Annotated in this window: 18 protein-coding genes and 1 tRNA gene; 12 read left to right on the forward strand and 7 right to left on the reverse strand. The window is 62.8% G+C overall.

The genetic code is table 11. The features are described 5' to 3' along the window. The first annotated feature begins 97 nt into the window (after positions 1-97). Complete coding sequence (locus ABIC03_RS32865) at positions 98-502, forward strand: hypothetical protein (RefSeq protein ID WP_275168893.1); 405 nt, start codon at positions 98-100, stop codon at positions 500-502. Between the two features lie 92 nt (positions 503-594). On the opposite strand, the gene infC is transcribed toward ABIC03_RS32865, so the two are convergent. After that, positions 595-1,134 carry a translation initiation factor IF-3 gene (gene infC, locus ABIC03_RS32870; RefSeq protein ID WP_085349942.1) on the reverse strand — a complete coding sequence of 180 codons (540 nt, stop codon included), beginning with the start codon at positions 1,132-1,134 and terminating at the stop codon, positions 595-597. A gap of 247 nt (positions 1,135-1,381) precedes the next feature. On the opposite strand from infC, the gene ABIC03_RS32875 reads away from it, so the two are divergent. Further along, a complete protein-coding gene (locus tag ABIC03_RS32875) occupies positions 1,382-2,194 on the forward strand; it encodes an alpha/beta hydrolase (protein WP_354064284.1) in 813 nt (270 codons plus the stop codon). A 149-nt stretch (positions 2,195-2,343) separates the two neighbouring features. Beyond that, positions 2,344-2,811: a nuclear transport factor 2 family protein gene (locus ABIC03_RS32880; RefSeq protein WP_354064286.1), complete on the forward strand. Its 468-nt coding sequence runs from the start codon at positions 2,344-2,346 to the stop codon at positions 2,809-2,811. A gap of 18 nt (positions 2,812-2,829) precedes the next feature. On the opposite strand, the gene ABIC03_RS32885 is transcribed toward ABIC03_RS32880, so the two are convergent. The 3 genes from ABIC03_RS32885 to ABIC03_RS32895 form a co-directional block, all read right to left on the reverse strand. Next, complete coding sequence (locus ABIC03_RS32885; protein WP_354064288.1) at positions 2,830-3,627, reverse strand: acyl-CoA thioesterase domain-containing protein; 798 nt, start codon at positions 3,625-3,627, stop codon at positions 2,830-2,832. 262 nt (positions 3,628-3,889) lie between these two features. Next, complete coding sequence (queG, locus tag ABIC03_RS32890; RefSeq protein ID WP_354064290.1) at positions 3,890-5,065, reverse strand: tRNA epoxyqueuosine(34) reductase QueG; 1,176 nt, start codon at positions 5,063-5,065, stop codon at positions 3,890-3,892. After that, on the reverse strand, positions 5,014-5,706 hold the full coding sequence (locus tag ABIC03_RS32895; protein ID WP_007598553.1) for a glutathione S-transferase family protein: 693 nt from the start codon (positions 5,704-5,706) through the stop codon (positions 5,014-5,016). The genes queG and ABIC03_RS32895 overlap by 52 nt, the downstream gene beginning before the upstream one ends. 169 nt (positions 5,707-5,875) lie before the next feature. On the opposite strand from ABIC03_RS32895, the gene ABIC03_RS32900 reads away from it, so the two are divergent. Next, complete coding sequence (locus tag ABIC03_RS32900; protein ID WP_027566187.1) at positions 5,876-6,682, forward strand: undecaprenyl-diphosphate phosphatase; 807 nt, start codon at positions 5,876-5,878, stop codon at positions 6,680-6,682. Between the two features lie 69 nt (positions 6,683-6,751). Here the strand turns inward: ABIC03_RS32900 and ABIC03_RS32905 are convergent, their stop codons facing one another. Beyond that, a complete protein-coding gene (locus tag ABIC03_RS32905; RefSeq protein ID WP_275168881.1) occupies positions 6,752-7,717 on the reverse strand; it encodes a complex I NDUFA9 subunit family protein in 966 nt (321 codons plus the stop codon). Positions 7,718-7,880: 163 nt separating this feature from the next. Between ABIC03_RS32905 and ABIC03_RS32910 the strand changes: the two genes are divergently transcribed. Together ABIC03_RS32910 and ABIC03_RS32915 are read left to right on the forward strand one after the other, a co-directional pair. After that, positions 7,881-7,967: transfer RNA gene (locus ABIC03_RS32910), tRNA-Leu, on the forward strand. Between the two features lie 88 nt (positions 7,968-8,055). Further along, entirely contained in the window at positions 8,056-9,714 is a 1,659-nt protein-coding gene (locus ABIC03_RS32915; protein ID WP_354064293.1) for a tyrosine-type recombinase/integrase, read from the forward strand. A gap of 173 nt (positions 9,715-9,887) precedes the next feature. On the opposite strand, the gene ABIC03_RS32920 is transcribed toward ABIC03_RS32915, so the two are convergent. Both ABIC03_RS32920 and ABIC03_RS32925 read right to left on the reverse strand, forming a co-directional pair. Then, positions 9,888-10,628: a hypothetical protein gene (locus ABIC03_RS32920; RefSeq protein WP_354064295.1), complete on the reverse strand. Its 741-nt coding sequence runs from the start codon at positions 10,626-10,628 to the stop codon at positions 9,888-9,890. 305 nt (positions 10,629-10,933) lie between these two features. Continuing rightward, positions 10,934-11,419, reverse strand: a complete 486-nt coding sequence (locus ABIC03_RS32925; RefSeq protein WP_354064297.1) for a lysozyme inhibitor LprI family protein — start codon at positions 11,417-11,419, stop codon at positions 10,934-10,936. 612 nt (positions 11,420-12,031) lie between these two features. Between ABIC03_RS32925 and ABIC03_RS32930 the strand changes: the two genes are divergently transcribed. The 6 genes from ABIC03_RS32930 to lptB all read left to right on the forward strand — a co-directional run bounded on the left by ABIC03_RS32930 (position 12,032) and on the right by lptB (position 18,659). Continuing rightward, a complete protein-coding gene (locus tag ABIC03_RS32930; protein ID WP_354064299.1) occupies positions 12,032-13,555 on the forward strand; it encodes a hypothetical protein in 1,524 nt (507 codons plus the stop codon). After that, a complete protein-coding gene (locus ABIC03_RS32935) occupies positions 13,552-15,072 on the forward strand; it encodes a glycosyltransferase family protein (RefSeq protein ID WP_354064301.1) in 1,521 nt (506 codons plus the stop codon). The genes ABIC03_RS32930 and ABIC03_RS32935 overlap by 4 nt, the downstream gene beginning before the upstream one ends. Before the next feature lie 119 nt (positions 15,073-15,191). Further along, positions 15,192-15,806, forward strand: a complete 615-nt coding sequence (locus ABIC03_RS32940) for a ribonuclease D (RefSeq protein WP_354064303.1) — start codon at positions 15,192-15,194, stop codon at positions 15,804-15,806. Between the two features lie 144 nt (positions 15,807-15,950). After that, on the forward strand, positions 15,951-16,679 hold the full coding sequence (lptC, locus tag ABIC03_RS32945; protein ID WP_354064305.1) for an LPS export ABC transporter periplasmic protein LptC: 729 nt from the start codon (positions 15,951-15,953) through the stop codon (positions 16,677-16,679). 5 nt (positions 16,680-16,684) lie between these two features. Continuing rightward, positions 16,685-17,395, forward strand: a complete 711-nt coding sequence (locus ABIC03_RS32950) for an LptA/OstA family protein (protein ID WP_354064307.1) — start codon at positions 16,685-16,687, stop codon at positions 17,393-17,395. A gap of 265 nt (positions 17,396-17,660) precedes the next feature. Then, a complete protein-coding gene (lptB, locus tag ABIC03_RS32955; RefSeq protein WP_354064309.1) occupies positions 17,661-18,659 on the forward strand; it encodes an LPS export ABC transporter ATP-binding protein in 999 nt (332 codons plus the stop codon). Positions 18,660-18,696: the final 37 nt, after the last annotated feature.

Below are 18,696 nucleotides of genomic sequence, written 5' to 3' on the forward strand. Positions count from 1 at the left end.
GGGCGAATTGGCAACGATGAACCGGTGGAACCTAGCCGCCGACTATCCGGGATTGCTATCTTCATGTCCGAGCCGTGTCGCCCGGAGCAGGATTAACATGCCCTATTTTTCCCAATCGCTTCCGTCTTTGACGGATGTCGCTCGTCCGCGCTGCCTGGCGCTGTTGGCCGTGCTCGCCATGGCTGCGTTTCCCTCGACTGCCGATGCGCGCATCCGCGGCTATGACGGCGTCTGGAACGTCACCTTCGCCACCACCCGCGGCAATTGCAGCTCCGGCTACAGCGTTCCCTTCACCGTCGCCGGCAGCCGGGTGTCGTCCGCAGGCGGTGGCCGGGTCTCCGGCAAGGTCAATCGCAGCGGTGCCGTCGCGGTCCAGGTTTCGGTCGGGGCGTCCCATGCCAGCGGCGGCGGCCGGCTCGCCGGCGTGAAGGGCGCCGGTTCGTGGAGGGGTATCATCTCCGGCGATCAGTGCAGCGGCACCTGGCAGGCGACGAGGACGTAACTATCGCCAACAGGACGGGTGCCCAGGGAAAACAAAACGGCCCGCCGGACATCCGGACGGGCCGTTGAACTCTCAATCCTGAACAACTCGCGTCAGCGCGGCGCCAGCACCATGACGACCTGACGGCCCTCGAACCGCGCGTCCTGCTCCACCTTGGCGAGCTCGGCCACGTCGGTCTTGATCTTGTCGAGCAGCTTGGTACCGATCTCCTGGTGCGCCATTTCGCGGCCGCGATAGCGCAGGGTGATCTTGACCTTGTCGCCCTCTTCGAAGAACCGCTGCATGGCGCGCATCTTCACTTCGTAGTCGTGGTCGTCGATCATCGGGCGGAGCTTGATCTCCTTGATCTCGACGATCTTCTGCCGCTTGCGGGCTTCGGCGGCTTTTTTCTGCGCGGAATATTTATACTTCCCGTAGTCCATGATCTTGCAGACGGGAGGGCTGACGTTCGGCGAGATCTCGACCAGATCCATGCCGGCTTCCTGGGCCAGGCGGATAGCCGCGACGGTCTCGATGGTGCCCTTGTTGTCACCGGTCTGATCGATCAGCTGGATCTGCGCATTGCGAATGTCGTCATTGATGCGCGGCCCGTCTTTGGCGGCAGTGGGCGGGGCTTTATTGGGACGGCGAATGGGTGGTTCTCCAAAGTTATGAAAAGAGGCGGCTATTTTGCAGGAAGATACGCTTGCCGGCAAGCAATCGCTCGGGCGGCGGTCGAAAAAGCCTCAAATGCGAGGCATTTTGGCCACGGCGGGGCACGCAGACCGACATAGACACCTTGCTACTGTTCCGCAAGCGTCCCAAAGGGCAAATGCCGACGTCCGGCTGCTGCGGAGCACGTCCGGACAGCTCAAACTGCACAGCCAGAGTAAACGTTCCATGACCCCTGCAATTCCCGATGCCGTGCTCGACTTCATCGATGTGGGCGAGGGCCCGTCCGCACGCCGGATCGCGGTGCGCCGCCGCGCCAGCCAAAAATCTGGTCAAGGACCGGGACTGGTCTGGCTCGGCGGGTTCAAATCGGACATGCGGGGCAGCAAGGCCGTGGCGCTGGACGATTGGGCTCGTGATCACGGCCGTGCCGTGGTCCGGTTCGATTATTCCGGCCACGGCGAATCCGGTGGCGATTTCGCCGACGGAACCATCGGGCGCTGGCTCGAGGAAAGCGTCGCGGTCTTCGAGCGGTTCTGCGACGGCCCGCAAGTCCTGATCGGCTCGTCCATGGGCGGCTGGATGGCGCTGCTACTCGCGCGCGAGATCAAAAAGCGGCAAGAGAAACAGCAAGCCAAAGCCTCGCTGGCGGGCCTGGTGCTGATCGCGCCGGCGCCCGACTTCACCGAGGAGCTGATGTGGAAGAATTTTCCGGCCGCAGCGAAGAAAGAGATCGAGACCAAGGGCGTCTGGCTGAGACCGTCGGACTATGGCGACGGCTCGCCCTATCCGATCACGCGGAATCTGATCGAGGAGGGGCGCAATCACCTCGTGCTCGGCAGCGCCATCGATCTCGGCTGTCCCGTCCGCATCCTGCAAGGTGCTCAGGATCCTGACGTGCCCTGGCAGCATGCGTTCGCACTGACCCATCGCCTGCCGGCCGACGACGTCGTGCTAACGATGATCCAGGACGGCGATCACCGCCTCTCGCGCCCGCAGGACATCGCCCGCATTCTTGCCGCGGTGGCCGAGATCGGGTGAAATCGCGACCTAGCACTCGGTGTCATCGCCCGACTTGATCGGGCGATCCAGTATTCCAGAGGCGCTCGTGCTCAAGCCGAGAAGCCGCGGCTTACTGGATGCCCCGGTCAAGCCGGGGCATGACTGAGAAAGGGAGGGGAGAATCGTCAATGACAAACACCGCCATGCTGCGCGCCTTCTGCGACGCCGTCGAACAGCGCAACGGAAAAGCCTTCGCGGATCTCTTCACCGAGGACGGCGTCTATCACGACGTGTTCTACGGCACCTTCGCGGGCCGCGAGAAGATCGCAGCGATGATCGACGACTGGTTCTATCGCACGGCGACCGACTTCCGCTGGGACATGCACGACCCGGTGTCGAACGGCACCACGCTTTATGCGCGCTACACGTTCAGCTATCGCTCGACCTTGCCGGAAGCGAACGGCGCGCGGGCGATGTTCGAGGGCGTGGCGATCATGACGCTTCGCGGCGGCAGGATCGTCAGCTATCACGAGGTCGCGAACACCGCGCCGGCGTTTGTCGATCTGAAGTTTGCGCCGGAACGGATCGCGAAGATCGTCGCCAGGCAGGGCGCGGAGCTCAAGGCGCGGCCGGAAATGAAGCGGCACTTGGGTTAGCCGTTGTTCTTGCGCCCCTTACCGCTTCGACGGATTTACCATCGGCTTGCGTTGCGCCAGCGCGGCGACCGTGGCAGTGCCGATCGGGCCCTGCTCGTCATAGAGCCAGCATTCGCCGATCGCCACACCGTCGGTGGCCTGGTGGTTCACCACCTCGAAGCCGATCCAGTTCGTCACCGGCAGGCGGTGCAGATAGATCGTGACGTCGCTGTTGATGTAGCCGAGCCCCTTGTCGCCGGCGTTCGCGAACGGACTGGCGAAGTCCGCGCCGGTGGCGACATGGACGAACGGCGTCATCGGCACGCCCGCGACCAGCTCGCGCACCTCGCTCATCCAGAGTTTTCGTGGCCCGAGCGAGCCCATCTGGCCGACGATCGGTCGCGTGGTCCATTTGCCGTTCATGCCAAGCCTGGGATCGGTCGGCTTGGGAATGTCGGCCGGCTTCGGCACGTCCCAGTTCGGCGGCGACCAGACATTGCCGTCCGGATTCTGGGTCCGCCGCAACAGCTGGCATGAGGCGCGCGCCATGCCGACGCCGGCGGAGAAGAACTCCGCCTCCACGACGCGGATGCGCATCCCGTCGCGCACCAGCCGTGTGGTTACTTCGATTGGATTGTCGATGGTCGGCAGCCGAAACATATCCACGGTCAGCCGCGCCGGCACGAATTCAGGGCCGGAATGCCGCTCCTCGATGGCGAAGCCGAGCAGGCCGACGATGACGCGCCCGTGCAGCGATTTCGGATCCCACGGGCCGTTGGCGACTTCCGTCGGGTGGAATGTGTCGCCGTCGCGGGTGAAGAAAGGCATGTTTGTCATGACACGCGAGATTGAAGGAACGTGTGGGGAAATCAAGATGCTCAATCCTCACGGTGAGGAGGCGCGAAGCGCTCTCACAACAACGGTGTCATCGCCCGGCTTGACCGGGCGATCCAGTACTCCGAGACGGCTGTGGTTCAATCGAGAGGCCGCGGCGTACTGGATGCCCCGCTTGCCGCCTACGCTAAAGCTTCGGCGCTCCTGGATCTCAACCCCGGCGAAGCCTTGGCGTAGCCGGGTCGCGGAGCATGACAGCGGAGGATTAGGAGGCGGTGCGCCACTCCTGACGCACGCTTTCGTCGCGCTCGCCAGCAATCGCATCCGTCTTGATCGCCTCGAACTCATCCCGCGACACCAACTGCCCCAGCGCCCACACCGCAGCCCCGCGCACCAGCGCGCTCTCATCCTCCAGTAATCGCAGCGCCTCGTCCGCCAACGCCGCATCGCCGGAGTTACCGATCGCGATCAGCACGTTGCGCAAAAAGCGGTCGCGGCCGATCCGTTTCACCGGTGACTTCGTGAACAGCGCACGGAACGACGCGTCGTCGAGCCGTGCAAGCTCGGCAAGACCTGGCGCGCGCAAAGCGTCACGGGCGGCAAGCTTTGCCTCACGGCCCTCCTGCGCGAACTTGTTCCAAGGACAGGCGGCGAGGCAATCGTCGCAACCATAGATGCGGTTGCCGATGCTTTTACGAAACTCGCGCGGGATCGGTCCCTTGTTCTCGATGGTGAGATACGAGATGCAGCGCCGCGCGTCGAGCTTGTAGGGCGCGGGGAAGGCTGTGGTCGGGCAGATGTCGAGGCACGCCCGGCACGAGCCGCAATGATCGATCTCGGAATCGTCGCGCGGCAGTTCCAGCGTGGTGTAGATCGCACCGAGAAACAGCCATGAGCCGAATTCGCGTGAGACCAGATTGGTGTGCTTGCCCTGCCAGCCCAGATGCGCGGCTTGCGCCAGCGGTTTCTCCATCACGGCCGCGGTGTCGACGAACACTTTCACTTGGGACGGTGCGGTCGCGACCAGCCATCGCGCCAATGCCTTGAGGCGCTTCTTGATGAGGTCGTGATAGTCGTCGCCCTGCGCATAGACCGAGATGGCCGCGCGCGTGCGCTGTTGCAGGATCGCGAGCGGATCCTGGTCGGGGCCGTAATTGACGCCGAGCATGATGACGCTGCGCACGTCCTGCCACAGCCCGCGTGGATCGACCCGGCGCTCCGGCTGCGCGGCGAGCCAGTCCATGTCGCCATGGCCGCCGGATGCGATGAATTCGAGAAAATGCTGTCCGGCGCTTTCGATCGTGCCGGGCTCCGTGATGCCGATGCAGTCGAAGCCGAGCGCGCGTGCCTCGTTTGCAAGCGCCGTCTTCAGTTCGGTCGGATCGGAGTTCAGAAGTCGAGGTCCACGTAGGTCCGCGACGCCGGCACGCCGGCCAGCCATTCGCTCAACAGCGGACGGAACGACGGGCGGGATTTCACCCGTGCGTACCACGCCTTTGCCGCGTCGTCCTCGCTCCATGGCACGTCGCCCAGATAGTCGATCGCCGAGAGGTGCGCCGCGGCGGCGAGATCCGCGTAGCTGAGCCGGTCGCCGGCGAGGAAATTACGCGTCTGCGCCAGCCAGCCGATATAGGCCAGATGATAGCGCACATTTGCCTTGGCCGCGCGCATCACGTCGGCCGAGGGCGGGCCGCCGCCGTTGTCCTCGCTCATGAAACGCTTGTAGATGCGCTCGGTGACGAGCGGGTGGGAGACTTCCTCGAAGAATTTTTCGTTGAACCAGGCCATCAGCCGGCGGACCTCGACGCGCTCGCCGATGGTGTCCGGCATCAGGCGCTTCAGTCCCATCTCGGAGCCATAGGCTTCGTCGACATATTCGGCGACGATCGCCGCGCCCGGGATCGGAGGCTGCTCGTCGTCCACCAGGACGGGCGTCGTGCCCGCCGCATTGAGCAGCAGAAATGCTTCGCGCCGCTCCCAGCTGCGCTCTTCGATCAGCTTCAGCTCAAGCCCGTATTCTCCCGCGATCAGGCGGATGAACCGCGAATGCGGGCAGAACGGATGATGAAACAGCGTAAACATGAAGCCTTTGACTATGTGATGGTGCTTAAGAATCCATCAATGTTTGTGCGGCGCCACACTAGTCATTCAAAACCGCGAAGCAAGGGCGCGACGCCGCATTTTGCGATTGCAGCAAGGGAGCGGATGGGCGAGAAGAACCCCGCTTTTCCAGCCGAAATGGACCGTAAATATGTCAGATGCAATACGGGCAGTGATCCTCGGCATCATCGAGGGTGTGACCGAGTTCCTTCCCGTGTCCTCGACTGGCCATTTGCTGCTTGCGGAGCGCTTCTTCCATCTCGGCGAGGGCGCGTTCTGGGATTCGTTTACGGTCCTGATCCAGCTCGGCGCCATCCTCGCGATCGTCGTATTGTACTTCAAGAAATTGTGGGACGTCGCGATCGGCATGTTCACGGGCGACGCCTATGCACGCCGCTTCGTGATCGGCGTGCTGGTGGCGTTCCTGCCCGCTGTCGTCGTCGGTCTCGTCGCCGGCAAGTACATCAAGAGCATGCTGTTCAATCCGTGGGTGGTGTGCTTCTCGCTGATCGTCGGCGGCGCCATCCTGCTTTGGGTCGACAAGCTCGATCTCAAGGCGCGCGAGCACGACGCCACCCGGTTTCCGCTGCTGATGTATCTCTATATCGGCATCGCGCAGTGCATCGCGATGATCCCGGGCGTGTCGCGCTCCGGTGCCAGCATCGTCGCGGCGATGTTCCTGGGGGCCGACAAGCGCGCGGCGGCGGAGTTCTCGTTCTTCCTCGCCATTCCCACCATGATCGGCGCGTTCGCCTACGATTTCTACAAGAACCGCTCCGAGATGACGATGGACCACATGGGCATCGTCGCGATCGGCTTCGTGGTGTCGTTCGTCACCGCGATCATCGTGGTGAAGACGTTCCTGGAATACGTCACCCGCCACGGCTTCGTGGTGTTCGCCTGGTGGCGTGTGATCGTCGGCACGCTCGGCCTGATCGCGCTGGCGCTGGGGCGGTAAACCCGAACGTCAAACGACTGCAGTCCGGACACTGAAGCTCGTCATGCCCGGCCATGACGGCGGGGATGGTTACGCGCTCTTGCGCTGGAATTGCCCGGCGGCGCGGAAACGCCAGAGATATTGCGGGGCGATCGCTTCCAGCGAGTCGGGCGTGATGCCGAGGCCTTCCAGCGTCAGGCCGGCGGCCTTCGCCGCATCCGACACCACATTGTCGCGCGCGAGCAGCGTGACCTGGTCCGGCGTCAGCTTCAGCGCGCCCGGCGCGAATTGCAGGAAGTTGGCCTTGAAGCGGGCGAGGCCAAACGGCAGCGGCATCAGCATCGGCTTGCGATCGGCGATCTCGAGAATGGCCTCGATGATCTCGCGCATGGTCAGCACTTCCGGGCCGCCGAGCTCGTAGGTCGCGCCCGCCTTGGCCTTGCCGTCGACGGCATCCGCGACCGCGGTGGCGACGTCGCCGACATAGACCGGCTGCATCTTCGTGTCGCTGCCGATCAGCGGCAGTACCGGCGACATCCGCGCCAGTGCCGCGAAGCGGTTGGTGAACTGATCCTCGGGGCCGAACATCACGGAGGGGCGGAAGATTGTCGCCGACGGCACTGCGGCCAGGACTGCGGCTTCGCCGGCCGCCTTGGCCCTGGCATAGCGCGAGGGCGATTCCGCGTCGGCGCCGATCGCCGAGACATGGATCAGCTGTGCCCCGGCGGCCGCGGCCGCCTTGGCGATGGTCTCGGCGCCCCTGGCCTGGACGGCATCGAAGCTCTGCGCGCCGCCTTCGGTCAGGACGCCGACCAGATTGATCACGACCTGCGAATCACGCAGCGCCGCCTCGATCGAGGCCGGATAGCGGACGTTGGCCTGGACGGTGTGGACCTGACCGACCTTGCCGGACGGCTGGAGGTACCCGGCCAGCTCCGGCCGCCGCACCGCGACCCGGACCCGGTAGTCGCGCCGGCACAGCGCGCGGACGACATTCCGGCCCAAAAACCCCGATCCGCCGAAAACCGTGACGAGCGTGTCCAGATTCGATGCCATGGGATCCATTCCTGGGGTCCATATCCTGCGGGAAGAGTGCGTCTCGTCAGGCTTGTATCGGGCCGGTTTGCGATGCGCAATCCGCATCCCGAAGCGGGGTTCAAGCATGAATTGACAACCGCGTCACCGAACCGTAGTAACCGCCTCCGTGCCTAACCGGCATGCCCAGGTGGTGGAATTGGTAGACGCGCTGGCTTCAGGTGCCAGTGGCTTAACGGCCGTGAAGGTTCGAGTCCTTTCCTGGGCACCATACAATTCTGGATATCAAACAAATCCAGATAGATAAGCCCAATCAGAGTGTTGCGTTGGCCCCGACTGTGTAACAATGGGGTGTAACATTGCTGTTCAGGGTTGTTCGGCCGATGCGCCGGGACGGGTCTCGCTTTCCTCTTTTCGTGCAGCGCATTCCGGCTGATGTCCGACGTAAAGCAGTCGGTGTTGAGCTGGCGATTCCGCTCGGTGACGGCTTCGTTTTCGTAACGCCTAGCGAGGGCGCTCAGGCCGTCCGGTTCTCCCTTCGCACGGCAGAGCCCAGCGAGATTAAGACGCGTCAGGCGGTCGCAGCGGCTCATCTGGAAACCGTCTGGGAGGCACTCCGCAACGACGCTCCCGTGTATCTGACCCACCGGCAGGCGACGGCCCTGGCAGGCGAACTCTATCGCGTTTGGGCGGACAGCGAGAACCGCGCCCGGAGTGTCGCCATGGTCCACACGCCCGGTGCGGGTTGGGCGCCGGATACTGAGAGCCACGAGGAGCAGGAAGCTCACTGGGCGGCCGTAACGGAGATGTGGGGGAGGGTCGGCGGCGACGGTGAAGCCGAGAAGTTAGAGAAGACGCTTGGGCCCATTGTGGACCGCCTCTTGCTGACCAAGGGCATCCGCCGTGCTGATAGCGAATCACGCGCCCTTCTACTGACGGCCTTTTGGATGGCACTGCGTGACGCCTTCGCGAGCCGCCAACGGAACGCCGGGGGAGACTATTCGCTCGACCCCAAGGCCGCTCGCTTTCCGGAATGGCAGGCCCCGGCAGATGCGCCGAAGGAAAAGCCAAAGCGGGGCGCTCCCAACAATTCCCTCAGCGGGCTAGTCGAGGACTGGTGGAAGGAAGCCAAGCGGGCCGGTCGCAAGCAGAGCACCTATGAGAGCTATCGCAATTCGATGGCGCGTCTCGTGACATTCCTGAAGCATGACACGGCGAGCCGAGTGACGCCGGAGGACATCGTTCGCTTCAAGGACTATCGCGTGCAGAGCGGCGTGAGCCCGAAGACCGTGAAGGATAGCGACCTCGCGGGCATGAAGACGGTGTTCGGTTGGGCGGTGGTCAATCGTCGGCTGCCCAGTAATCCGGCCGAAGGAATCACCATCAAGGTCGGCAAGTCGCGGAAGCTCCGGTCGAAGGGGTTCTATGATTCGGAGGCCATCGCCATTTTGAAGCATGCCCACGAGTTCGTACCGGGCCGGGAAGCCCCCAAGCTGGCGGCGGCTAAGCGGTGGGTGCCGTGGCTGTGTGCCTTCACGGGGGCGCGCGTGGGCGAGATGATCCAGATTCGCAAGGAGGACATTCGGCGCGAGGGCAAGCACTGGGTGCTGCACGTGACACCTGAGGCGGGACCGGTGAAGACGGATGAAGCCCGGGATGTCGTGCTGCATCGGCAAATCATCGAGGAGGGCTTCTTAGGGTTCTTTGAGAAATCGAAGGGCGGCTATCTATTCATTGACCCCAAGGCCGGTGAGCTAGGTGTGCGCAACGCGGTGAAGACGGCGCGTAACAAGGTCAACGAATTCGTGCGCGAGGTGGTGAAGGACAAGAATGTTGATCCAAGCCACGGTTGGCGCCATCGCTTCAAGACGTTCGGCATTGATCAAGGTGTCGAGATGCGCGTGTTGGACGCCATTCAGGGGCATGCGCCGCGCAATGTTTCGGAGGGCTACGGAGATGTGACCATTAAGGCGAAGGCGGGCGCTATCGCGAAGTTTCCCAGGGTTGACGTCACTTAGGCATTGCAAGCCGGCAAAGCGGCTACTGCGGATTAAAAGGCCGCAAGAGCAGTAGCTATTCGGTTACTTCGTCGACGCGCGTGAGCACTCCTGCCTAACTAGCTGCTCGCGTCACCGGGACGACGGCTGCGGCTGCCCGGAAAGCAAGGAAGGCAACACTTTAACAACGAAGGTCACTCGTTATTCTCCAACAGGGCGAGTCCCGGGCATTGCCTTCGAGTAACGTCATTAATGGCGTATGAGGTGGAAAGACCATCAATGCTATGATCCTTCATAACCTTTGCCGCGATCCGTACCAAAAGGGCATCGCCTATATAGTCTACCGAGTCATACACTTCTCGTCTGTGGCCTTCAGAAATCTTGACGCCTTTACGAATGACGTCGGCCGCCTTGTGAAGCAGCAAATCAGACCCCATCGCCCGGCGAAGATAGACTCTGGTAAGGTTCGAGCATATGCCGGCTTCAAACAATGACCATCTAATATTTTCATACACATCGGCGCACGAAGCGGATCTGGCCGGTGGCGAGCCTCCGCACTGCTGTATTCTCACTTCCTCGGCCATCGTATACGCGAGATTTATCACGGTCTGATCGTCACAATCATCAATGAGACGAGAGGCCTCCGCATTATGTCGTTGCCCTTCTTTGTAGGCCTCTCTTAATGAGTCGACTTCCGCCGCGTTGACAAGTCGAACAAATATGCCTCGCACAGCTGCGGTATGGCGGCTATTTGGAGCGTCTCTGTTAAACCATCTCATATTCTCAAGTAATCTAGCCTCGTCGCAAGCTGCGAGCACTTGAGGCATAGTTGGCTCGTCCGGCATATCCAAAGTTGCCGCAATCGAATCTTGAGAAAAACTGGGAGCAACGCCGATTGCGTACGCGAGAAGCACCACAAAGAAAAAAACTCTCATGCCCATCTCCAAAAATATCTGAGAACTACAATTGCCTTCAATCCAAGCAAATTGAATGTTTTTTGTCAAAACCTATGGGCGCATCTGCAGCGAGCCCTTCCTTAAGGCTGCGTAGAGGCCGAGACAACAATGTCCCAGCAAACGTGAATGATTCCAATGCGGAATATAATGCATATGGCCACAAGCGTCAGGGCCATAATTGTCCTTGGTCAGGTTGCACCGAGCAAGCAGCGCCGTAACCATCTAAGCGGCGCACCACATTGAGCAGAATGGCCCAGTCTGTGCCTGCAAGCGCCTAAGAGGTCTCAGTGCTCGTTGACTGCAGCACCGAGCTTGATCAGGCTCAGCGAGCGGTTCGCGGTCTCGCGCAGGCGGCAGTAGCTCGCGTCGCCCGGGTACATGCCGGGCTCGACCTTGTCGAAGACCGCGCAGAAGCGATCACGCGACGCGGCGAAAGTTTTCTGCGAGTCATTGACCGCCTGGATCACGTCGGCGAACCCGCCGGCCTGAACCTTCTTTAGCGCCTCATTGGTTTTCTGCGTCCAAATGGCGAGTTCGCGCGCCGCGCAGGCTTTCCATTTGGCGACATCGTCATTCGCGCCCTCTGCCGCTTTGATGCAGGGGTCGGCGACGAGCCCGACGCACGCGCCGCCGAAACCGCCGGTTTTCTCCGCGGCCTTCAGGCAGCCATCGATCACCGCAAGTTCGGCTGGCGCGATGCCTTGGGCGAAAGCCATCGATGCGAGCGGGAGGCTTGCGGCGAGCATCGCGGCGGCAAGTTTGAGCTTCATTGGAGATCTCCGTTCGGCGCATCGAAAATATGAAACACAATACCACTGCGAGCGCATGAAGCTCAGCGAGACGGTAGACCGGCGGGTGTGGCGGAAGGGCCGGACGGCGAGTGCGAAGGGAACACGAGGGGGTATGCGGCTTCGGCTACGCCCTCTCCAATCAATGCCTTTGATGCGCCTTGACCTGACTTACGAGATTTTCGACCAATAGGTGATACATGCAAATTTGGTCATCGAAGGCCCAGCGTTGGTTCACCTGAATGTGGAACAGGAGCTACGCTGACGAACAATGACGGCGGCACCGGCCGGACGCCACGAGTTCGTTCATCACGCTCTCGAGCGTCTCTCCCAAATCGGCGCTCACGGCCATGCCGGACCCTCCGTTCAATGTCTAATAACTTTTATTGGGCGCTGAAACTTTCAAGTCTAAACAGCTGCTTAGCGGCCTCGGAAGCCCGCCGTCGCGCCAAATTTCATTCCGCCAAACCCCATCGATTGCACCGTCCGAATTTACCCTACTTTAGACAAACTGGCCCTAAGTCAGCGGGCAGGCTCGCATCCGGCCGTCGGCGAGCGCGGAGCCATCGGGCTCGCTTTGTCGTGAGGGAAGCGGTGGATCAGCACCAGGTCTGGCACGAGCCGGCATTCGACAAGGTTGCGAACGCGATCAGCCCGTTCTTCCTGAGATCGGGAATTTATCTGTTCCTGATCTCGTTCATTTGCCTGTTCTACGTCCTGAACGCACCGCTTCTGCTCGGTCACTACGATCTGGGTTGGCATCTCGCGGCCGGAGATCTCATCCGGGAACGCAACGCCATCCCGCTCCAGGATCCGTGGTCGTTCACCCACGGCGACAACCCATGGCTCAATCTGTCCTGGCTCTGGGACGCGCTTGCCAGTGCGACGTTTCAATACACAGGCTTCGGCGGCCTCGTCCTGTCGACGGTCGCCTGTGGCGCAGCGATCGTCGGCATCCTGACTGCGATCTCTCTTGGCTACGGCGCGTCGGCGATCGCAGTCTGCGTCTCGGTCTTCTTGGCCTGCCTGCTCTATCCCGCTTACGAAGCTTCGCCGAACATGTATCTCGCGGTCTCGCCGAATACATGCACGATGCTGTTCTGCGTCGTCTTCTATCGCGAATGCCTGAGACGAACGCGATGGTTCGTGCTTCCCGTGTTGATGGTGCTCTGGGCCAATCTGCACGGCGGTTTTCTGCTGGGCTTTTTGGTGATTGGCGTCTTCTGCGGCGCCGCCTTGCTCAGAGGGGCCTGGGCCGACCTCAGGATCCTTGCTCTGGCGGGGATCGGGTGCCTTGCCGCGACTTTCGTCAATCCGCTCGGCTGGACTATCTATGCCGGTGCCGCCGCGACGATGGGGCACTTCGTCCAGGGCAATATCGGCGAATGGCTGTCCTACTATCACAACATGGAAATGCCGGGCAGCATTCCCGGCATCCTGTACATGCTGGCCTTTGTCGCGCTCGAGCTTCGCTACAGAAACTCCAGGCCCATCCCGCTCGAGCCGAGATTGATGTCCTGGCTGTTCCTGATTCTGGGGCTGTATCAGTTCAGGTACATCGCCTTCTTCTTCATCTTCTCGACCGCACCGATGGCGCTTCACCTCAGCCGCTTGCTGCCTGAGCGTCTCACCGGTCGCGACGTGCGGGGAGCGTTGCTGGCCGCCGGCATCATCGGTCTCGGCACCCTCCCGATGGCTTACTTGCGCGTGGCGCCGGCGCTCGCACTTCCGCCGATGCTGTCGAGCGAAGATGCCGGCTATCTGCAAAAGCATCTCGCAGGCCGGCGGGTCCTGAACAATTGGAACGTCGGCGGCTATCTGATTTTCGCGACGCACGGGACCGTTCCCCTGTTCGTCGATGGCCGCGCTGCGACCGCCTATCCGGACGATTTGCTGCGCGACTATTTCAAGCTGGTGAGCTGGGAGGTCGACGAAGCCGCGTGGGACATGGTGCTCGACAAATACCGGATCGACGCCGTGCTGTGGGTCAAGGCGCACGAACAGCTGCGGCAGTTCCTGGTGGAGCGGCGAGGCTGGCGCGAACAATACACCGGCGCTTACGAGACCGTTTACGTCAGGCCGCAATCCGGTTTGGCCGGCGAAGCCAAAACACAATGACGACGAGCGCCGCAGCTCTGCCCGTCATCGCACCTGCCGTCAAAGCCGAGAGCTTCGCGACGCGGTACGGCGCCTTGTGCGCATTGCTGCTGCTGGCCGCGGCAGTCCGGCTGCCGCTCGCCTTCTGGCCGAACATCGTTCACGTCGACGAGCTGTATCAATATCTGGAGCCGGCCTGGCGCCTGCTTGGAAACCAGGGGGTCGTCACCTGGGAATGGCGCGACGGCATTCGGAGCTGGTTTCTGCCGACCTTGTTCGCGGGGCCGGTCGCTCTCGGAGACTGGCTTGCGCCGGGTGGGTGGGGCGCCTTCGTCGTGCCTCGCCTGATGGTCGGGCTCGCCTCGCTGTCGATCGTCGCGACCGCCTGGCATTTCGGCGAACGCATCTCCAGGTCGCATGCCGTCGTTGCGGCGTTTGCCGCCGCGGTCTGGTTCGAGCTGGTCTACTACGCGCCCCACACGCTGAGCGAACCGCTGGCGACGGCCGCGATCCTGCCGGCGGCTTATCTGCTGACGGGCGAACTGGCGCGAAACCGGCTCTTCACCGCAGGCGCACTGCTTGCTCTCGCCTGTGTCTGGCGCTTTCAATATGTGCCGGCTTGCGCGGTGTTTGCGTTGGCGGCGTGCTGGCGCGACCTGCGAAACGCGATCGCGCTGGTCACGGGCGCATGCGTCGTCCTGGTGCTGTGCGGCGCCCTCGACCTGGTTCACGGCTCAGCGCCGTTTGCGTGGCTCGTCCAGAATATTCAGCAAAACCTCCTGCATGACCGCGCGTCGGAATTCGGTGATGCGCCGGCGGCCGCGTACGTTCTGCAGGCTTCAATTCTGTGGTCGGGCACGACGCTGCTGATGCTGCTGGCGCTCTGGCGCGGCTGGCGACATGCCCCCCTGCTGATCGTCGCGGCCGTCGTGAACGTCGCGTTTCACAGCATGATCGTGCACAAGGAATACCGCTTCATTTTCCTGTCGATCGTGCTGCTGATCATCGCGGCGGCGCTTGGCTCCGCCGATTGGATCCAGATGATGCGCCGGCAACGCGCGTGGCGCTCCCGGGCACTTGCCGTCGTATGTGGCGGCTGGCTGCTGCTCTCGCTCGGTCTGTCGGGCGCTACGCTCATCATGCGCGACAACTGGATGCGCGGCATCGGCGTGGCCCAGTTGATGGCGGAGCTCGAGGTCGATCCGGAGTTCTGCGGTCTGGCCCTCTACGCCATCAACTATCCCTTTGTGCCCGGACGTGGGCAGTTCGCGGCCCGCAAGCCGATCTATTCGTTTTATCGGGACGACCCCTTGGCCAAAGGACGACTTCCGGCTGTGGTGCAGACGCACCAGGCCGGGTTCAACCGCATCATCGGCCCGGCGACCCTGGCCAGCGAATTGCCGGCGAATTTCTCACCACGAAGTTGCGCGACAATGAGCGATGACAAGCCGGCCTGCGTCTTCGCGCGCCGCGGCGCTTGCGATGCGCCCGCCAGCCCCTTTGGCGTGAACGACGTGCTCGTGCGCCTGAATTACTAGCCGCGCCTGACGCTTGCGCCGGGGGCTGCCAGCGGATACATCGCGGCCGGCCCTCGCCAGCATCTGTCCCGGGGATTAGCCTGCAAAAGCGCACCGATTCGATTGAGGTTTGAAACGCCATGACCGTACGCCTGCACCGCGGCGACCTGCCCGATCTGTCCCGCTACACCGGAGCGGTGGCGATCGACACCGAGACCATGGGCCTGAACCCGCATCGTGACCGGCTTTGCGTGGTGCAGCTCTCGCCCGGCGACGGCAGCGCAGACGTGGTGCAGATCCCCAAGGGTCATACCGACGCGCCGAATCTGAAAGCCCTGCTGGCCAATCCCGCCAACACGAAAATCTTCCACTTTGCGCGGTTCGACGTCGCGGTGCTGCACCAGACGTTTGGTGTCATGACCGGGCCGATCTACTGCACCAAGATCGCCTCCCGCCTGATCCGCACCTATACCGACCGCCATGGCCTCAAGGACCTCGTGCGCGAGGTCCTCAATGTCGACCTCTCCAAGCAGCAGCAATCGAGCGATTGGGGTTCCGACAGCCTGACCGAGCCGCAGCTCGCCTACGCCGCTTCCGACGTGCTGCATCTGCACGGCTTGCGCGAGCGGCTCGATGCCATGCTGGTGCGGGAAGGCCGCACCGCGCTCGCCAAAGCCTGTTTCGACTTCCTGCCGACCCGCGCCCTGCTCGATCTCCAAGGCTGGGCCGAAGAGGACATTTTCGCGCATTCCTAGGCTTTCGCGTGGCGGCCGGATTGGGCGGTCGCCCCGTTTCAGACACTTTCGTAACGGCCTGTCGCGGGCTGCATATTTTGGCGTTGCCGGCTACAATGGGGCGCCCGCCAACCGGACAAGGCGAGCGACACCTCAGGAGCCCAGGTGAATTCGGCCCATAATGTCACCTATGATGCCGCGCTTGCGGCGAAGTTCGCCAGCGCGGCGCGCCACAGCCGCCTGGTGCGGATTCTGCGCATCGCGGTGCCGGCGACAGTGGCTGCGGCAATGGGTCTGCTCGTCCTCATCTCGACCATCTTCAACCCGTTCCAGATTCCCGTGAAGCTCGACTCCGGAAATCTCGTGGTGACAGGCACCAAGATCACGATGGAATCGCCGCACATGTCCGGCTTCACGCCGGACCAACGGCCCTACGAGCTCTGGGCCAAGACCGCGACCCAGGACATCACCGATCCCGATCATGTCGATCTCCATGATTTGCGCGCGAAAGTGCTGATGGAAGACCAATCGACCCTGTTCCTCGATGCCCGCACCGGAAGGTTCGACAACAAGCAGCAGCAGCTCGACCTGCACAAAGACATCTTCCTGCGCACCTCCTCCGGCTACGAGGCGCGGCTGAACTCGGCCTTCGTCGACATGGGCAAGGGCACGGTCTCCTCGGATGAGCATGTCGACGTCAAGCTGACCAACGGAACGCTGACCGCGGATCGGCTGCGGATCACGGAAGGCGGCGACGTCATCCGCTTCGACGGCAATGTGGTGATGCACCTCGACAAGCTGGACGACCCCGCCGCCGCTCAGCCTGCGCCGGCCGAGCCCGCGTCGCCAGCGAAGACACGTACGCCCCAGAACAAGTCTGCCAATTCAAAGTGATTTTCATGATCAGGTTTTTTCCGCGCAACGACGACAAGCGGCGCGTCATCCCTGGTGCAGCCGCGCTCGCCGTCGGCATCGCACTGGTCGCAACGGGTGCGGCAAGCGCGCAGAGCACGATGCAAGGCGTGCCCAACGCGATGCAGGGCTTCTCGCAGAACCGCGATCAGCCGATCCAGATCGAAGCCGCCTCGCTCGAGATGCGCGACAAGAAAAAGGAAGCGACCTTCTCCGGCAATGTGAAGGTCATCCAGGGCGACACCACCATGACCTCGAAGACGCTGGTGGTGTTTTACGATTCGGGCGGCGACAAGCCCGCCGCGCCGCAGCCTGCGGCGAAGTCGGCAAAGGGTGCGCCGATGCAGTCGGCAACGCCGGGGCCGGGGGGCAACTCCTCGATCAAGCGGCTGGAGGCGCGCGGCAATGTCGTCGTCACCCAGAAGGACCAAGTGGTGACGGGCGAGACCGCCGTGTTCGACACCCGGACCAACCTCATCACCATGCTTGGCGGCGTCGTCTTGACGCAGTGCAAGAACGTGCTGCGCGGCGACCGGCTGGCGGTCGACATGACCACCGGCGTGTCGCGTGTGGAATCCGACAGTGGCCGGGTGCAGGCGCTGCTGCCGCAGGGCGGCGGCAATGATTGTGGATCCGGAGGCGCGGCCAAGCCCAATGCGGGACCTCTGCAATTGCCTGGCGCAACTAAGCCCAAATAAGTCAGAGTAACCCAAGCCAGTCAAAGTAAATTTGAAGAATGATTTCAGACGGTTGGGTTGAGCGCTGCCGATCCGAGGTTGAAGCTTGCCCGCCGAGACTGTATCTAGCGCGAAGGGCTTTCGAAGCGGAGTCCGCCGCTCTTCGGGCGTGTTTCACTGGGCATGAGACATCCCTTCATTCATGCTGCGTCGGCGAATCCTGAGGCCGGCGCGGCAGATCGCGCGAAGACCGCGCAGGATCGTCGCGAAAGGCTAGAAGGCGGGGATGGTCGATCTCTTCAGCATGTTCCGTCGGCGCCCCGCCAAACGCGGCCGGCCAGGATTTGCGCGCCAGGACATCACCGCACTCGGTGACAGCGTCGGTGGTCTCGTGGCCAGTCCCGTACGGGACGCGCCGCCGATCGCCCGTAACCAGCCGATGCATGCACCCGATCAGTTCCAAGGCGACTATCAGGCCGAGCAGCCCCGGGCCCAGGCGGTTCACCCCGTGAGGGCCGCCGGCAGGCCCAACGGCGCGGGCGGGCCTCAGCTCTTGAAGCGGCCGGGCTTCCTGGCTGTGCATAGCGTGGAAAAGAGTTTTGGCAGCCGCCAGGTCGTGCGCGGCGTCAGCATCTATGTGCGCCGCGGCGAAGCGGTCGGCCTGCTCGGCCCCAACGGCGCCGGCAAGACCACCGTGTTCTACATGATCACCGGCCTGATCAAGGCCGATCGCGGTGCGATCGAGCTCGACGGCCACGACGTCACCAAGCTGCCGATGTATCAGCGTGCGCGGCTCGGCATCGGCTATCTGCCGCAGGAAGCCTCGATCTTCCGTGGCCTTACCGTCGAGCAGAACATCCGCGCCGTGCTCGAAGTGGTCGAGCCCTCGCGCAAGAAGCGCGAGCAGCAGCTCGACTCGCTGCTCGACGAATTCAACATCACGCGCCTGCGGAAATCGCCGTCGATCGCGCTGTCCGGCGGCGAGCGGCGCCGCGTCGAGATCGCGCGCGCGCTGGCGACGCGCCCGAACTACATGCTGCTCGACGAGCCCTTTGCCGGCATCGATCCGATCGCGGTCGGCGATATCCAGGACCTCGTCCGCCACCTCACCAACCGCGGCATCGGCGTGCTGATCACCGACCACAATGTGCGCGAGACGCTTGGCCTTACCGATCGCGCCTACATCGTCTATGCCGGTGAAATCCTCACCGAGGGGAGCCCGGATGAGATCGTCGCCGATCCGGACGTGCGCCGCCTTTACCTTGGCGAGGAATTCCGCCTCTAGCCCGTTTTTCCATTTCGTCAAGACGTGTACATCGGGC

This window comes from Bradyrhizobium sp. RT6a (assembly GCF_040547675.1).
Lineage (GTDB): Bacteria > Pseudomonadota > Alphaproteobacteria > Rhizobiales > Xanthobacteraceae > Bradyrhizobium.

Bases quoted from the DNA above. Each gene is read 5' to 3' on its own strand.
- ABIC03_RS32865 (WP_275168893.1), top strand. From the start codon at position 98: ATGCCCTATTTTTCCCAATCGCTTCCGTCTTTGACGGATGTCGCTCGT.
- ABIC03_RS32875 (WP_354064284.1), top strand. From the start codon at position 1,382: ATGACCCCTGCAATTCCCGATGCCGTGCTCGACTTCATCGATGTGGGC.
- ABIC03_RS32880 (WP_354064286.1), top strand. From the start codon at position 2,344: ATGACAAACACCGCCATGCTGCGCGCCTTCTGCGACGCCGTCGAACAG.
- ABIC03_RS32885 (WP_354064288.1), bottom strand. From the start codon at position 3,627: ATGACAAACATGCCTTTCTTCACCCGCGACGGCGACACATTCCACCCG.
- queG (WP_354064290.1), bottom strand. From the start codon at position 5,065: ATGGCTGGCCGGCGTGCCGGCGTCGCGGACCTACGTGGACCTCGACTT.
- ABIC03_RS32895 (WP_007598553.1), bottom strand. From the start codon at position 5,706: ATGTTTACGCTGTTTCATCATCCGTTCTGCCCGCATTCGCGGTTCATC.
- ABIC03_RS32900 (WP_027566187.1), top strand. From the start codon at position 5,876: ATGTCAGATGCAATACGGGCAGTGATCCTCGGCATCATCGAGGGTGTG.
- ABIC03_RS32905 (WP_275168881.1), bottom strand. From the start codon at position 7,717: ATGGCATCGAATCTGGACACGCTCGTCACGGTTTTCGGCGGATCGGGG.
- ABIC03_RS32920 (WP_354064295.1), bottom strand. From the start codon at position 10,628: ATGAGAGTTTTTTTCTTTGTGGTGCTTCTCGCGTACGCAATCGGCGTT.
- ABIC03_RS32925 (WP_354064297.1), bottom strand. From the start codon at position 11,419: ATGAAGCTCAAACTTGCCGCCGCGATGCTCGCCGCAAGCCTCCCGCTC.
- ABIC03_RS32935 (WP_354064301.1), top strand. From the start codon at position 13,552: ATGACGACGAGCGCCGCAGCTCTGCCCGTCATCGCACCTGCCGTCAAA.
- ABIC03_RS32940 (WP_354064303.1), top strand. From the start codon at position 15,192: ATGACCGTACGCCTGCACCGCGGCGACCTGCCCGATCTGTCCCGCTAC.
- ABIC03_RS32950 (WP_354064307.1), top strand. From the start codon at position 16,685: ATGATCAGGTTTTTTCCGCGCAACGACGACAAGCGGCGCGTCATCCCT.
- lptB (WP_354064309.1), top strand. From the start codon at position 17,661: ATGGTCGATCTCTTCAGCATGTTCCGTCGGCGCCCCGCCAAACGCGGC.